General features: G+C 42.3%; 14 protein-coding genes, 2 tRNA genes and 2 pseudogenes. 5 read left to right on the top strand and 13 right to left on the bottom strand.

What is annotated here, in order from left to right; translation table 11 throughout:
- Window positions 1-62 precede the first annotated feature (62 nt).
- Window positions 63-145: transfer RNA gene (locus MAS10914_RS0105695), tRNA-Tyr, on the top strand.
- A gap of 98 nt (window positions 146-243) precedes the next feature.
- Window positions 244-315: transfer RNA gene (locus MAS10914_RS0105690), tRNA-Thr, on the top strand.
- Window positions 316-553: 238 nt separating this feature from the next.
- Here the strand turns inward: MAS10914_RS0105690 and MAS10914_RS0105685 are convergent.
- The 11 genes and pseudogenes from MAS10914_RS0105685 to MAS10914_RS29655 all read right to left on the bottom strand — a co-directional run bounded on the left by MAS10914_RS0105685 (window position 554) and on the right by MAS10914_RS29655 (window position 10,048).
- Window positions 554-796: a peptidoglycan-binding domain-containing protein gene (locus MAS10914_RS0105685; protein ID WP_017314943.1), complete on the bottom strand. Its 243-nt coding sequence runs from the start codon at window positions 794-796 to the stop codon at window positions 554-556.
- A 276-nt stretch (window positions 797-1,072) separates the two neighbouring features.
- Window positions 1,073-2,095: a metal ABC transporter solute-binding protein, Zn/Mn family gene (locus tag MAS10914_RS0105675; protein ID WP_026082348.1), complete on the bottom strand. Its 1,023-nt coding sequence runs from the start codon at window positions 2,093-2,095 to the stop codon at window positions 1,073-1,075.
- 562 nt (window positions 2,096-2,657) lie between these two features.
- Entirely contained in the window at window positions 2,658-3,140 is a 483-nt protein-coding gene (locus tag MAS10914_RS0105670; protein WP_017314940.1) for a hypothetical protein, read from the bottom strand.
- An 82-nt stretch (window positions 3,141-3,222) separates the two neighbouring features.
- Window positions 3,223-3,810 (bottom strand): protoporphyrinogen oxidase HemJ, encoded by a 588-nt coding sequence (gene hemJ, locus MAS10914_RS0105665; protein ID WP_017314939.1) that lies wholly within the window; start codon window positions 3,808-3,810, stop codon window positions 3,223-3,225.
- 203 nt (window positions 3,811-4,013) lie between these two features.
- On the bottom strand, window positions 4,014-4,868 hold the full coding sequence (locus tag MAS10914_RS0105660; RefSeq protein ID WP_017314938.1) for an alpha/beta fold hydrolase: 855 nt from the start codon (window positions 4,866-4,868) through the stop codon (window positions 4,014-4,016).
- 158 nt (window positions 4,869-5,026) lie between these two features.
- A complete protein-coding gene (locus MAS10914_RS0105655; protein ID WP_017314937.1) occupies window positions 5,027-6,190 on the bottom strand; it encodes an NAD(P)/FAD-dependent oxidoreductase in 1,164 nt (387 codons plus the stop codon).
- Window positions 6,191-6,298: 108 nt separating this feature from the next.
- A complete protein-coding gene (gene psbQ / locus MAS10914_RS0105650; protein WP_017314936.1) occupies window positions 6,299-6,772 on the bottom strand; it encodes a photosystem II protein PsbQ in 474 nt (157 codons plus the stop codon).
- Window positions 6,773-6,819: 47 nt separating this feature from the next.
- A pseudogene (locus tag MAS10914_RS36775) lies at window positions 6,820-8,001 on the bottom strand (IS110 family transposase).
- 355 nt (window positions 8,002-8,356) lie between these two features.
- The gene (locus MAS10914_RS0105640; protein WP_017314933.1) at window positions 8,357-8,680 is read right to left on the bottom strand and encodes a hypothetical protein; all 324 of its coding nucleotides are present in this window, start codon (window positions 8,678-8,680) and stop codon (window positions 8,357-8,359) included.
- Window positions 8,681-8,880: 200 nt separating this feature from the next.
- Window positions 8,881-9,801 carry an IS5/IS1182 family transposase gene (locus tag MAS10914_RS0105635; RefSeq protein ID WP_017314932.1) on the bottom strand — a complete coding sequence of 307 codons (921 nt, stop codon included), beginning with the start codon at window positions 9,799-9,801 and terminating at the stop codon, window positions 8,881-8,883.
- Between the two features lie 52 nt (window positions 9,802-9,853).
- On the bottom strand, window positions 9,854-10,048 hold the full coding sequence (locus MAS10914_RS29655; RefSeq protein WP_017314931.1) for a hypothetical protein: 195 nt from the start codon (window positions 10,046-10,048) through the stop codon (window positions 9,854-9,856).
- Between the two features lie 115 nt (window positions 10,049-10,163).
- On the opposite strand from MAS10914_RS29655, the pseudogene MAS10914_RS36105 reads away from it, so the two are divergent.
- Window positions 10,164-10,349 (top strand): annotated as a pseudogene (locus MAS10914_RS36105) (DnaB-like helicase N-terminal domain-containing protein); the annotation flags it as partial.
- Complete coding sequence (locus MAS10914_RS0105625; protein ID WP_198014963.1) at window positions 10,344-11,333, top strand: AAA family ATPase; 990 nt, start codon at window positions 10,344-10,346, stop codon at window positions 11,331-11,333. The pseudogene MAS10914_RS36105 and the gene MAS10914_RS0105625, both read left to right, overlap by 6 nt.
- Window positions 11,334-11,611: 278 nt before the next feature.
- Here the strand turns inward: MAS10914_RS0105625 and MAS10914_RS32000 are convergent, their stop codons facing one another.
- Window positions 11,612-11,920, bottom strand: coding sequence for a hypothetical protein (locus tag MAS10914_RS32000; RefSeq protein WP_017314929.1), 309 nt, complete (start codon window positions 11,918-11,920; stop codon window positions 11,612-11,614).
- Window positions 11,917-12,504, bottom strand: coding sequence for a tyrosine-type recombinase/integrase (locus tag MAS10914_RS0105615; protein WP_156818094.1), 588 nt, complete (start codon window positions 12,502-12,504; stop codon window positions 11,917-11,919). The genes MAS10914_RS32000 and MAS10914_RS0105615 overlap by 4 nt, the downstream gene beginning before the upstream one ends.
- 198 nt (window positions 12,505-12,702) lie before the next feature.
- Between MAS10914_RS0105615 and MAS10914_RS0105610 the strand changes: the two genes are divergently transcribed.
- A complete protein-coding gene (locus MAS10914_RS0105610) occupies window positions 12,703-13,008 on the top strand; it encodes a hypothetical protein (protein ID WP_017314927.1) in 306 nt (101 codons plus the stop codon).
- Window position 13,009: the final 1 nt, after the last annotated feature.

Below are 13,009 nucleotides of genomic sequence, written 5' to 3'. Positions count from 1 at the left end.
TTTTCTCAAAAAAGCTTGCACTTCTAAAACATTGTGATAATATATTTAATCGTGGGCTACAAGGGTCGGTGTCCGAGTGGTTAATGGAGGCGGACTGTAAATCCGCTGGCTTACGCCTACGCTAGTTCGAATCTAGCCCGGCCCACCTCAAAATCAGTCTCTAGTCCTGAGCGAGGAGTCTGAAGTGAGTAAAAAGCTAAATAGTTACTTAGGACTCAGGATTGATTGCTCAGTATTAACATTGCCCGTGTAGCTCAGTGGTAGAGCACACCCTTGGTAAGGGTGAGGTCACGAGTTCAATCCTCGTCACGGGCTTTAGATATTTTAAGAAAAACCAAAGCTTTCAAGTGTAAGTGATAGTATTCTCCAGAATAGAGATTTCAGGATATCCTAATCTTGTTTTTTGGGTATCAAATGGGTATTCTCTTTCTAGAGCATAGAAATACATCAAATTTCTCAGCTTTCTAGCTGAGAGTGAAGCGGTTGATTAGCCCTCAGTTCTCACCGAGGGCTTTAATATCCTTTCAATTTTCCAGATGAGAACTAGCCCAACTTAATCCCAGAGAACACCACCCAACAGATCCCAGGTTTTCGGACCAACGATACCATCCACAGTCAAGTTGTTTTCTTCTTGAAAGTTTCTTACAGCCTCATCTGTTTGTTCCTGAAAGTTTCCAGTCCGTGAATCACTGTCAAGGTAGTCTAGAGCAATCAAGATATTCTGTAACAATTTCACAGCACCACCAGTCTCACCCTTTCGGATAACGGGCAATTCTTTATTAGTTGTTGCTGCCATGATTTACATCCTCCATAAATTGTAGTTTGGTAAGCTTAACCACGCTCTAAATACTTCTTAATGCAATGCACAGAACCTAAGTTTTGTGCAAAGGGGTGAAAATCAGCAAGTTAATAAACCACAAAACCTAGTTCTTCCCAAAGGCGTTTGTTTTCCGCATCAATGGGAGCCAGCCGCCTAATTACCATGACCGTATCTTGGTAGCCAGACATGATTTCCATGATACATATCAATGTGTTCATCTTGGCAAGTTTCGACACTTTTAGGATGAATAAACTATCTCCCTTGTGTTGGCGACTTCGAGATGATTGGTTCAAATATCAAATACGTTCCCCCCAACCCTTCTACAATTGTGCGTGTATTAGCAACCATCATTTTTTGGTAAGTGTCCGCTTCGCTTCCTGAAGCATCCAAGTTATCAGAAAATAGCTTCCTTTCTGACACTTTCACTTTTGTGTCTTGGGCGATAGATGTAATCAAATTAGAGTTATTTGTTGTGTCTGCAAAAAGTGTTGTTATCCGCGAGCGTTTGATATATCGCGCCAGTGCTTTAACTCGTGCCGTATTAGGTTTTCCCTGGGCACTAATACCTTTTAAAGCAGGTGCATATGAAAGATCGTAAGCTTTAGCATAATAGCCCATCACATCCTGGTTGGTGACTAATTCGCGTTGATTGGCGGGAATGCTAGCAATTCTTGACTTAATCCAAGAATCCAATTTTGTGAGTTCATTTTTGACTTTTTGCGCGTTGTTGCTGTAGAGGGAGGCATTTTCTGGTATCGCTTTACCCAAGTTACTGCTAATGACCTCTACCATTCTGATACCATTTTTGCTATTATGCCAAATATAAGGGTCAGGCAGTGTCTTGCCATTTCTTCTAAACTGTAGTGGCTTAGGAACAGCATTTTGAGCAACTGCAATTTTAGACCTACTGTTTTTACTTGCCCTGATTAACTTAAGCAAGCCTGGTTCTAAATTGTATCCATTATAAAGAATCAATGTAGCTTGCTCAATCGCTCTGCGGTCTTCTGGCTTTGGTTGATAAAGCTGAGGGTTTGCATTAGGGGGAATTAAGCAGGTGAGGTTAATTGTCTGCTGTGCAATCTGTTTGGTTAAGTTACATAATATACTTGTAGTTGCTACTACTTTAGGAAGATTATTGTTCAGTTCAGCAGAGGTGACAGTGGCAGTAGAAGAAGTATTAGCAATACTACCCAGATTTCTACACCCAAATAATCCAATAGCAACAGCGACGAGAAAAGCAGGTAAAGGTTGAGTTAATCGTAACTTTTTTGACATAACAATTTCTATTGGCACAAACACAATCAATAATGATGGCGCATATTCCTTCTAAGGATTGTTTTCGCCAGCTATAATTGTGCATCTTTAGGAAATTATAGAAAAATTCTCATCAGCGCTTTCAATGGTAGGTTTTTTTTAATGGACAAGAGAAGAGATTGTGAGAAGACCAAGGCTTAGGGAAAAAACAGGCACTGGCTAACGATTCCACAAAAGCAGTTCTTGAAAGCACTCCTCCCTCCTCCTATCAGCGTAAACTAGCAACTTAGCATATGCCATATACAGCAGACACATAATTTTAAGATCCTCGTCACCAACACTTCATATCTAGTTTGCTACACTTGTATAAGCAAACATTAAGTTTGCTCCTCACACCACACCGTAGCTCTCTTGTTTGTCAATGGCAAGAGAGCTTTTTCTTAGTAGAGCTTTGCATTTATTCATGGCGTTTTAATTTGTCGTAAGTGCTTTGGCACTCTTCGTGCTGACTCCGAACGATATACATCATCTTCATTTTGTTACCAACTTCTGCAATCCTGTACTGAACCAGCAAAAAGTTTGGTCATGTGTTGGCACACAGAAAAGGAAAACTCTCAGCCAATCGATCCTTAACGGTAATACCCTGTTTTTTTGCCCAAAACTGACTTAAAAAGTGAATTTGTCTCAAACCGACGATTAAATTCAATCCTGGTATAAACAGCCACCAAACTACCAACGGTTCTTTCATTCCTGCTTGGCGGTACAGTTCGTTGACTGTTTTATACAACCTAAACTGGACTATGTAAATCCAAACAACACCCAGCAAGGAAAACCAGCCAAACCATCCCGGAACATCTGGATCGAATATCCGCAAGGCTTGGGGAACTGCGACTCCCAAGACAAACGGCGCTAGCGATAGCGTTCCTGACCAACCATAGCCGTTGTAGCGCCGTAACTCCTCTTGGATGATCCATTTGTACCACCCGTAGTACAGCATCAAGGTGGCTACTGATAAGAGAATCACTCGCCACAGGGGACGAGGTTGACCCAATGGTATGCTGGACATATTTATATCTGAGATGTCAAAGCCATATTATTAACATTTCTTAATGTATAACAACTTTGACAACTCAGGTAACATTATCTAGCTAGCTGCTTTGCTGCTGTGGAATCTGTGGCACTTGTTCGGTAAGCTTTTCCTTATCTTTACGACGTTTTCGTGCGTAAAGCTGAATCGTAGCCGCCATCGCGATTACCAAGCCAACAATACCCCAAGCCGTGATATCTGTGGGTAGATTATTCTTGAACACAGCCAGCAAGACAATCACCACCAACATGACTGTGGGTGCTTCATTCAACGCACGCAACTGCTGACTACCCCATTTGCATTCGTCCTTTGCTAACTGCTTCATCAGACGCTTGCAGTAATGATGATAGCCAATTAAAACAAGAACAAATCCTAGTTTGATGTGCAACCAACCTTCTTTGAGAACATCCGGTTCCGTAGTCAATAAACCAATTGCCATTGCTACCGTCAGCAGCATCCCTGGAGTTGTGATGATGTTGTAGAGACGCTTTTCCATGATCTGATACTGATTTTTCAGTATTGTGCGTGCTGGTTCGGGTTCTTCGTTAGCTTCAACATGATAGATAAAAAGACGCACTAGGTAGAACAAACCAGCAAACCAAACGACTATACCGACAATGTGAAAAGCCTTAAACCAGGAATAAGCCATAAATCTTTTTCTCCATTATATGGATTTTGGGGGCAAGTTAAGTCATCCAAAAGTGCTATAGAAATCCTATCTGATTTGCCAAACTGAATTTTGGTTATTTAACTAACCGCAAAACAAATTGCGAACAAAATACCTACTTGACAGACGAGGAAATCTTAAGAATATATAAAGACGATTTCACTCGTGAATTGAGATTGCTATTATTAGCACCTAACATCTTTAACACGAACAAAAGGCAAAAGGTCTTCAAGAATTGTTTCGTGGTAGTGTTCTTGGGGATAATGTCCAACGTTGTTAAGTTTAATTAACTCTCCTTGTGCTAGGGAACTAACAAAATTTTGCGCTATATCTAGAGGTAGCCAAGGGTCTTTGATTCCCCAGAAAATTAAAATTTGCTGTTGCCAAGTTTTAAAGCCAGATTCGATTTCTGTCATTGCTGATTGCAACTGTAAATTACGGATACTTGCTAGAAGACTTCTTCCTGCACTAGAACTTTTCAAAAATGGTTTCCGATAAATATTTAAATCCTTCTCTTCAATGACGTAACGACAACCACCTTCTAAAGTTCTGTCAACAAGTAGCGGGTCTTGGGTCAACATTTCACCTGCTAGAGGTAAACCCATTTGTTGAATCTTCCAGGGTAACTTTGCCTGACTAGAAATTGGTGTATTGAGTATGGCGATATTAGCAATTTGTTCTGGATGTCGCAAGGCATATTGTAGACCTACAGAACCTAAGAAGCCTTGCACAACTAAGGAGAAATATTCAAGTTTTATGTATTTTACAAACTCTTCTAAAGCCGTAATAAAAGCATCAGGCGTGTAAGCAAAATCTCTTTTTTCAGGCTTTGAAGAAAAGCCAAAGCCAATCCAATCAGGCGCTATTGCTCTTGTCCCTTGCTTTGCCAAGGCTGGCATAATGTTGCGCCAACAGTAACTTTGTGATGGTAAGCCATGCAGCAGTAAAACAGGGAGCAAATCAGTTCTACCAATGGGTAAAGATTCCCGGTAAAACCATTCTAATGACCCGACTTGGATTTTATTTTCTGTTATTGACATTTGAATTCACGAATGAAAACTTTTATAAAAAGGTATTTGTTATTGGTAAGCTGTTACGCATATAAGAATGCGCCCCTACCCGTGAGGGTCGTTAAAAGTCAAAAGTTACTCTTGAGTTTTGACTCCACAAAGCGGTTAGGTTAAGATTAGGTTATCAATTATGATTGGTTAAAAATAATCATCTCACGAATCGCGTGAGCTGTTGCTGGTGCTAGTAAAACGCCGTTGCGATAATGTCCAGTAGCAAGGAGGACGTTACTATATCCAAGCAACTTACCAATGACTGGTGCTGGTCGTCCTTCAGGACGGGGACGTAACCCTGACCAAGTACGGATAGTCGTCGCTTTTGCTAAGTCTGGGCAAAAGGCGATCGCTTGTTGTTTAACGGACTCCAGCAATTCTTGATCGGCTATAACTTCGTCTTTATTAGTAGGAAATTCAACGGTTGCACCGATCCAGTAATCTCCGCCACCCAAGGGGACAATATGGACATCATCACCAGTGATCACTGGTTGGAAGTCAGGATTTCCAAGAGAATGTCCCAAGCGAACGTGTAAAGCTTGCCCTAGCACAGGGCAAAGATCAACCATTTGCTCTAATTGTGCTGTGAGCAATGATGAACCCAGTCCAGCCGCCACAACAAACCAATCCGCAGCTATTTTTCCCTCTGTCGTCTCCACTTGGTAGCAATATTTAGGAGTGACCTCTCCCCCCTCTCCTTTCAAGGGGAGGGAGTTTGAGGGGTGGGGTTGCGCCCCCAAAACATCAACGCCAAATCTGAACTGAACGCCGTAATGGCTTGCAGCATCAACTAAAGCCAATGTGAGTGCTGTAGGATCAACTTGGCGATCGCAAGCAGAGTAGACAGCGCCCAAAATCTTATCGTTATCGACCTGAGGACAAATTGACTTAAGTTTAGCAGTCTCCCAAATTTCTAGGGAAAAACCTTGAGATTGGCGAATTTCTTGCAGCTTTTCCCATTGTGAAATTTCCTCAGTCCCTTTTTCTGCGGAGAGCATTGACGGTTCAGGGAGCAGCATGAGAATTCCCTGACGGTTGAAGGGAATTTTACGACCGGTGAGGGCTTCCAGTTCAAGAATCAAAGTTTCATAACGCTGGATGCTGGTTTGTCGCATCTGCCAAGCCTTACCCTTGATTTTTTTGCTGATGATACCCATTAGAACACCCAGTGCTGCTCCTGTCGAAGCTTGTGCAGGTGGTTGTCGGTCAACGACTGTGATTTTTAGCCCTTGGACTTTACTAAGTTCGTAGGCAATTGCTGCCCCGACGACACCGCACCCGATGATAACTACATGACTCATGCTTTCTGCTTGGGAAGAGAGGGAGATGGGGGAGATGGGGAGATTTCGAGGTTATCACCCCATCTCCCCACCACCCTACCTCCCCATCATAGAAAGGCTATCAACCAATCATGCTTTGCTTTCTTCTGACTGGCTGCTTGTTTGAGGAAGCAGTTGTAGGAATTGGTCAAAGTCTGCGAAAGCAGCTACGTAGTTATTCAAGGCAATATTCGTGTCACCAACATCAGCGGCTTGGTCGATTTTAATCAGGTGGTTTAACAAATCACGCACTAACTCACGCGCTGCTGATTGGTCTTTGGGTAGCAGATTGGATGTGATGTAGTTCATCGACAGCCTTGCTTCTGCCATAGGACCGTGTATAAAGTTTTCAACTTTGATCCACTGTTTAGTTTGGATCAGTTTTTGCAGTTCTTGTGAGCGATCGCGTACAGCCTGAATTTCAGGAATATATTCCTGAATTTTCACCAATTGAGCTTGTGTGTAGGTTGGAGGTGGTGTTGCGATGCTAGGACCGCCACAACTGATGAGAAATGTTGCTAACAATACCAGAATCAATGACAAAATTGAGCGTTGACGCGCCATAAGCTGAACTTATTCCCTTGCCAATTATCAGTGTCACTCTAGTAGTTTCAGTTTGGCACTGTCAACTGCCTAAACAGCAATCTTACAGCGTGTGCAGCTACTCTCATCCTTACTAATTTGATAGGACGACCTGAAGCTTTTTCATCGTCTAACTGTTTACCCAAGATTTCACCAATTTCATTTTTGAGGCGCGATCGCTGAGGCTCGATTCTGGTAAAAACCCATTGCCAAAAAGATTTTCGACAAAGATCACTGCCACCACGCATCCTTATTTTTTTCATATCTCCTGATTGTTCTAGATTAGGAGCTAGTCCTAGTGCTTTTTGAAACCGTCTCAATGATAGATATCGCTTAGTTGGTTTTTTTGAGTTTCGCCCCTTCCTAATTTGCACCTCCGGTTTACCGTCCAGCATGAAGTTTTCAATGGGGAAAATTTGACTGAGAATAATTCCCTCTAACCGCAAACCAAAACCAAAATCTTTAAAAACTTGACGCTAGAGAATAAACCGGGAATCTTTGAGTAAGTTTCTCAATTCTGATTCGATACTAATTTCCTCACGGTGAATTTCACACAAGCGCGAAGCATGACGGCGGGTACTATCGTTGATACCCAGACCGACAGATTGAGCGTAAAGTTGATCATATTTTCTCGATTTTCTTTCATCGGCTAACCATGCCCACAGTAAAGGAACTGTTTCGGATTCAGTGGCACGGTAGCCGCGCCTAAGTGCAATTTCGGGAAACTGCCAAGCTAAATCCTGGCAAAGCCGATTGATGATCGGTGATTGTATTCGGTTGAGATGTGCAAGCCTTAATACCAGTTCTCGAACACGAGTAATCGTTTGATCACGGGTTTGAACAAATCGCCTTGGGTCTGCCGCATAATCGAAATAATAGCAGGCTAGTGCTAAAGAATCGGCATCATCATCTTTGTCTGGTAATCCTAGGTGATGCTGTCTGTAACTTCTTAGTTCTTTGTGACCTACTTGTCTAACTTCAACCCCAGCACGTTCTAAATGCACACGCCAAATTTTTGAGTAGTTTACCCCTGTTGGTTCCAGAATGGCTACATCTGGTTTTAATGCCAATAGTTTAGCGATTCCCTCGGTGCTTGCTTCTAACTTCCAAAAATTAGCTTGGTAATAAAATTGACGTGGCGAAGCAGGCTTTTCTGTTAACAGACAAGCCGAAACACTGGACTTGCTGACATCAAGTCCTAAAATTCTCATTTGATTTTCTCTCTATTGAGGTGGTTAAACCCTGTGTTATTAGCCTGTGAATCACCCGTAAGCCATAAGCTTGCTTCACTCTCAAGGCTTACCAAGGATGCAACCCCTTGGACACTAGGGACACGCACTAACGAAGACTGAGCTTATACACTGTTTAAAGCCGCAGCCTGATTCATTTTTAAAGCCCAGTCTTTTGTTTTGTGCGCTGCAATCTGATTTGGACTCAGACCGCGACGGTGGCAAGCCGCCACCGTTTCGCCGGCGAGTCATTCCGGCTCATTCAGGCGGTCAAAGATGTAGAAATAGCAAAGTGCGATACGCGGAGCGTCAAGCCTCCGGCTTATCGCTACAATCTTTAGAAAGGGTTATTCTCCTGCTTTAACAAAGAAACATCAGTAATTGCTGGTCGGGAGTGGCGCACTTGATTAATGAGCGCTTCAATTAACCCCTCCTGATCGCACACTGATAGTTGTGTCGGTATCTCCTGGGCTACAGTTTGGATCTCATTGCGCGCTTCTCTATCGGGGATAGTGCAGTACAGATGAGAAGCAACAGAGGTAATCAGATACAGCTTTTCGCGCTTGTTTATACCCTCGAGCTGTGCGCCGTATTTCTCCTGCAAAAGTTCGAGATAGGAGCCGTCACCGGGAGTGTGATGAGTCCAATAGCCAATAGACATCTCCGAAAATACTCAAATTGTTTGCCGAAGTGACTTTTAGCGTGCGATTGCCCAAGGGGCACTGCGCTTCGCGCAATCGCCAATTCCAAAAGTGAGCTAGACAACACGTAACAATAAGGGTTTGAGATGTTTCTTATTAAGAAGAGGGCAAAAATAAGTGGCTATGTACAGGAATTGTACTTGAGAATTATTCCGCTCTTTTATGATGAGAAAACTAAGGTTCCAAGTCGGAGTCTTACAAGTCCACAAATAGTCATAATTATTTGTTCATATTTATTAGGATTTAACCGAAACCGTTCTTGGGCTACTCGGAATATTTTCACGACACGAATTAAATGTTCAACAAATATTCGTTCCTTGGCCAATTCTTTATTTCGTTCTTTTTGTTCCGGAGTTAATTCTTGTTTTTTTGGCTTTTTCGTTGGGGTCTTGATTGATTCTTCTCCTGCGTATGCTTTGTCACCATGAAACCTCTGATTGGGGTCAAATCCTTTTTGATGTTCCCGAAATAAATTGATGTCACTTTTTGTTCCTGGTTTTCCTGCTACTACATCAATAATATCTTTCTCCTCAGGTAAAACGATAATTTGATTTTTCATAGTATGGTTTTTCTTTTTGCCAGAGTAATATTCTTTTTGCTCTTCATATTCCCCAGGCCGCTCTCTTGGCTGTTCATAGCTATCTACTATTAGCTCAAACTCGGTTAAAATTTCTTGAACAACTTGGTAGTCACTTGAGTTTTTTTTTACCTGCTCAAGTAGGCTTGGTGGTAATAATTCTCCTAGAATTGGAAACCAATAATTGAATGTATCGTTTGCAGTTGTCTCACTTACCCCAAATTGGATGCCCAGCAATTGAAATGTTGTTAAATGTCTGAGATATGTCAAAGTTAAAATTATTTGCTCTTCCAACGACAGTTTAGGTCTGCGACCTCCTCCACCCGCAATAATTCTTACCTTTTTAGACTCAGATGATACTTGTTTTTGGTTATGCACCTCTCTCGCTTGTTCTAAAAGTTGCTCTAATTGCTCATACTTGAGACCAATTAAACGCTGTGCATCTAGAGGATGATGTTGAATATGCTCAAATAGAGAACCCACAATAGTTTGGTAAAAATACATTTGTATATGATTTTACCAGGAATTATTTATTTTCCGGAGATGTCTAATAGGTTTAGTCATGAGGTTCCTTGTTGCTTTTGATGGGTTCAAGGTCAAAAACGACCTGAAAAACGGCATTTGGATTGTTTTGACGTAAAATAGATGCATAACCTTCGGCGTCGCTACGTTTGCGGAAACGAGCAACGCAGACGTTATAACTGAGGCAGCGGAAAACAGCCCAAGGCTTCGCTGCATTGAGTAATGACATTTGTTCCGTCTTAAGTAAATTAGGTAGAAAAGCACCAGCACCCAGCTGGTGCTATTTTATGCAAGAACTTGTGTAAACGTGCGATTCAACGAATTGGTATAGGCAGAACTTCCTTCTTGAGTCTCACCAGAGAATATATCGTGCTATACGTCATTTACACAAACAGCAAAAACACATCAACTTGCTGTCTGTTATTGACTACTTAGAGGATAAAGGAACTTTACAAAGTGTAGGAGGGAGAAATAAACTAAGTTCTTTAATACACACAACAGTTGGTTCAGTCACCCTAGAAAGCATGACCGATTTGGTCATAGAAAAATACATTCGGAGACTAGGAATCAGCTTAGGAAACAAAATCGTCTCTAGAGGCTTTGATGACTTTGTTAATCCTTTAGATTTTGTTAAACATATTGAGCAAGAAGTGCTTAAGTTTACAAAATCTTGGGATAAAGGAGAAGATTTTGATAAGTGGAAATACCAGAGACTGATTGAAGCAATCAGAAACATTGAATACACAATTTCTGACCCAGCATACAAAATTTGGAAACTACAAACACTGGCACAGGAGTTTGGGAAGTCTCAAAGAGAATTAGAACAGCTTTATCTCAAATCATTAGCTGATTTCTCAAACGAACCACTCAAGGGATTAAAAGAGTTAGATGAGGAATGCGGCACGAATGATAGGGAGTGGTTATTGCATGGATTTATTCCCAAAGCAACTACAATCCTGTTCCACGCTGAAGGCGGGGTGGGTAAGACCAAACTGATTTATGAGCTGGCATACAATCTGATAACCGGGCAAAGCTGGAGTGGGCATCCGGTAACAGCCAGTGAACGACGGGTATTGTGTTATCAGACCGATGAAAGTCCTCACGACATGAGGCAAGCACTCCGCGCCAGGGGCTTTCATCCAGATATGAACTTTAAATATCGAACCAATTGGGTCATTGATGCCATTCCTCAATTAGTAAAAGACATTGAGGAATTTCAGCCAGACCTGATAGTGATTGATTCTCTGACCTCAGTTAACCGCTACTCAATTTTTGAGGAGAATACAACCGAGTACGCCAGGCCACTGCTCCAACTGGTGCAAATCGCCAACCAGTACGGATGCACTGTTAGGCAGATGGGAGAGGATGGGTATGTTTGGGTTGATAGCTGTAAGTTGGTTGCCTTACCAAATCCACCAGTTAACACTTGGTACGTTTTTGAATCGCCGGCTGGCGAGTGGGTACGAGTTGCAGGTGATGATGAATTTGAAGTGCAACAGCGGTCATTGAGGTGATCCACAAACATTTGTACCATTGTGGAGTAGACAACCCTGATGCAAATTGCTTCAGAATCGTAATCCTGTTCTGAAGCAAATTTTCTTTATCTATGCAAGGGAGAACTCTTTTTGTTTTAGCGTGCGTAGCTTACCAGTAACGGAACCTCTTTAATGCCATCTGACACCAAGGCTTTCATATCCTGCTCAAAAGCAGCCCAACCGTTGGGAGTTCTGAGGACAATGCAACCAGCAGAGCCAGGAACGTTAGCATCCCGATGAACGCCAAAATCTCCTCGCTAGACTCCTTCCACTGTCACATATTCAGGAAGAATCTTGTAAAAGTTTCCCTCAACACCGCGAACGTTCGGTAGAGCGAAAGGTTGTGTTGCCACTGAGTAATGGTTGATCCGCATGGAATTGATTGGCGGAATCGGTCCTTTGCCACGAGCGCTAATACATCCAGAGGATTGATGACCCGGACAACCAGAAGTGGCAATGTAGGTGTTTTGAATACAGTTCTTTTGTGCATTCAGTAGTAACAGCCGCCCCTCGATGAGTTGGGAACTCTCCTGTAATTGCTGAAAGTAAAGTAGTAGTGGCTTCATAGAGTGGCGATCGCCTCCTTAATTTGGTCGTCTGAAACTTCGATATAACGTTGCAACGACTTCATATCCTGGTGTCCTGTGATTTTTCTAATGGTTGCGGTTGCGATTCCCCGCCGTGAAAGCTTTGTAATCAGAGTGCGCCGAAAACTATGGGTTGAAATGCCATTCGCTTCTAAGCCAGCTTTCACTAAAGCCCGCCTCAGTGCGTCGTCAGCCGTCTGAAACTGAAGGTGAGTGTTATTGCTGGGGAAGAGGAACCCGCTCAAGTTCGGTTTGTGGGCGTTCCAGTACTCACGCAAAATTTCCCGTAGATTGGGGTGTATGGGGACTTGCCGTGTCTGTCGCTTTCCATCCGGTGATGCTTTGCGGGTACGTGCTGGAAAAGTGATGTAATCTAATGGCTTGCCCTTAGCATCAAAAACGGCATTGGCTGGCAGTTGCACCACAGCACCAAGTCTCTCTCCAGTCCACCAGGCGATATCAAAAATCAGCTTGTGATGAGAGCTGATTAGGTGACTTTTAATTTTGAGATAGTCGGCATCAGTCAGAAAAGCTGCTTGCCCCATTCGATTAACCTTAGGCATTTACATATTTAACCTTTATTAATAGGTAAAAGTGGTATGAGTTTCGTTTCTCGCAAACATTAAACTTGCTCAAGTGTAAATGGGGTAAGTGTTTGATGACTTCAGGATATATACCTGTTTTACATAAAACTTGTCTATAGGAAATGAAATTGCAATCGTTTATAAAAGATAAAAGGCTTTTCTATTTCATCAATTAACATGACAGCACTCAACATAGCAACTGATATACCAAGCCAGATAAATACAGTAGAGAAATTAGCCGTATGGTGTGGTTTTGCATTATCAAATATTAATCCCTCAATGACAGCAATAGAAGGCGTAGGATACACAGAAAGAGTCTCTCAAGCAGGCGTCTTTTATGTGCAAGCAGATGTAAAACATCGTGCATTGATTCGTCACTCAATCCAAATGTCCGGAGATTATCAAGCAGGAGGCGCGAAAATCTGGACGTTTGCCCAAGAACTCTCTAATACAGCACTTCCTGCCATTTTTAAGGCGAATTAAT

The sequence above is a fragment of the Mastigocladopsis repens PCC 10914 genome (assembly GCF_000315565.1).
Classification (GTDB): domain Bacteria; phylum Cyanobacteriota; class Cyanobacteriia; order Cyanobacteriales; family Nostocaceae; genus Mastigocladopsis; species Mastigocladopsis repens.
The sequence above is the reverse complement of the archived record's forward strand: the minus strand, read 5'-3'. Positions and strand labels throughout refer to the sequence as shown.

Bases quoted from the DNA above. Each gene is read 5' to 3' on its own strand.
- MAS10914_RS0105625 (WP_198014963.1), top strand. From the start codon at position 10,344: ATGACCGATTTGGTCATAGAAAAATACATTCGGAGACTAGGAATCAGC.
- MAS10914_RS0105635 (WP_017314932.1), bottom strand. From the start codon at position 9,801: ATGTATTTTTACCAAACTATTGTGGGTTCTCTATTTGAGCATATTCAA.
- MAS10914_RS0105670 (WP_017314940.1), bottom strand. From the start codon at position 3,140: ATGTCCAGCATACCATTGGGTCAACCTCGTCCCCTGTGGCGAGTGATT.
- MAS10914_RS0105675 (WP_026082348.1), bottom strand. From the start codon at position 2,095: ATGTCAAAAAAGTTACGATTAACTCAACCTTTACCTGCTTTTCTCGTC.
- MAS10914_RS29655 (WP_017314931.1), bottom strand. From the start codon at position 10,048: ATGTCATTACTCAATGCAGCGAAGCCTTGGGCTGTTTTCCGCTGCCTC.
- hemJ (WP_017314939.1), bottom strand. From the start codon at position 3,810: ATGGCTTATTCCTGGTTTAAGGCTTTTCACATTGTCGGTATAGTCGTT.
- MAS10914_RS0105640 (WP_017314933.1), bottom strand. From the start codon at position 8,680: ATGTCTATTGGCTATTGGACTCATCACACTCCCGGTGACGGCTCCTAT.
- MAS10914_RS32000 (WP_017314929.1), bottom strand. From the start codon at position 11,920: ATGAAGCCACTACTACTTTACTTTCAGCAATTACAGGAGAGTTCCCAA.
- MAS10914_RS0105660 (WP_017314938.1), bottom strand. From the start codon at position 4,868: ATGTCAATAACAGAAAATAAAATCCAAGTCGGGTCATTAGAATGGTTT.
- psbQ (WP_017314936.1), bottom strand. From the start codon at position 6,772: ATGGCGCGTCAACGCTCAATTTTGTCATTGATTCTGGTATTGTTAGCA.
- MAS10914_RS0105610 (WP_017314927.1), top strand. From the start codon at position 12,703: ATGACAGCACTCAACATAGCAACTGATATACCAAGCCAGATAAATACA.
- MAS10914_RS0105685 (WP_017314943.1), bottom strand. From the start codon at position 796: ATGGCAGCAACAACTAATAAAGAATTGCCCGTTATCCGAAAGGGTGAG.
- MAS10914_RS0105615 (WP_156818094.1), bottom strand. From the start codon at position 12,504: ATGCCTAAGGTTAATCGAATGGGGCAAGCAGCTTTTCTGACTGATGCC.
- MAS10914_RS0105655 (WP_017314937.1), bottom strand. From the start codon at position 6,190: ATGAGTCATGTAGTTATCATCGGGTGCGGTGTCGTCGGGGCAGCAATT.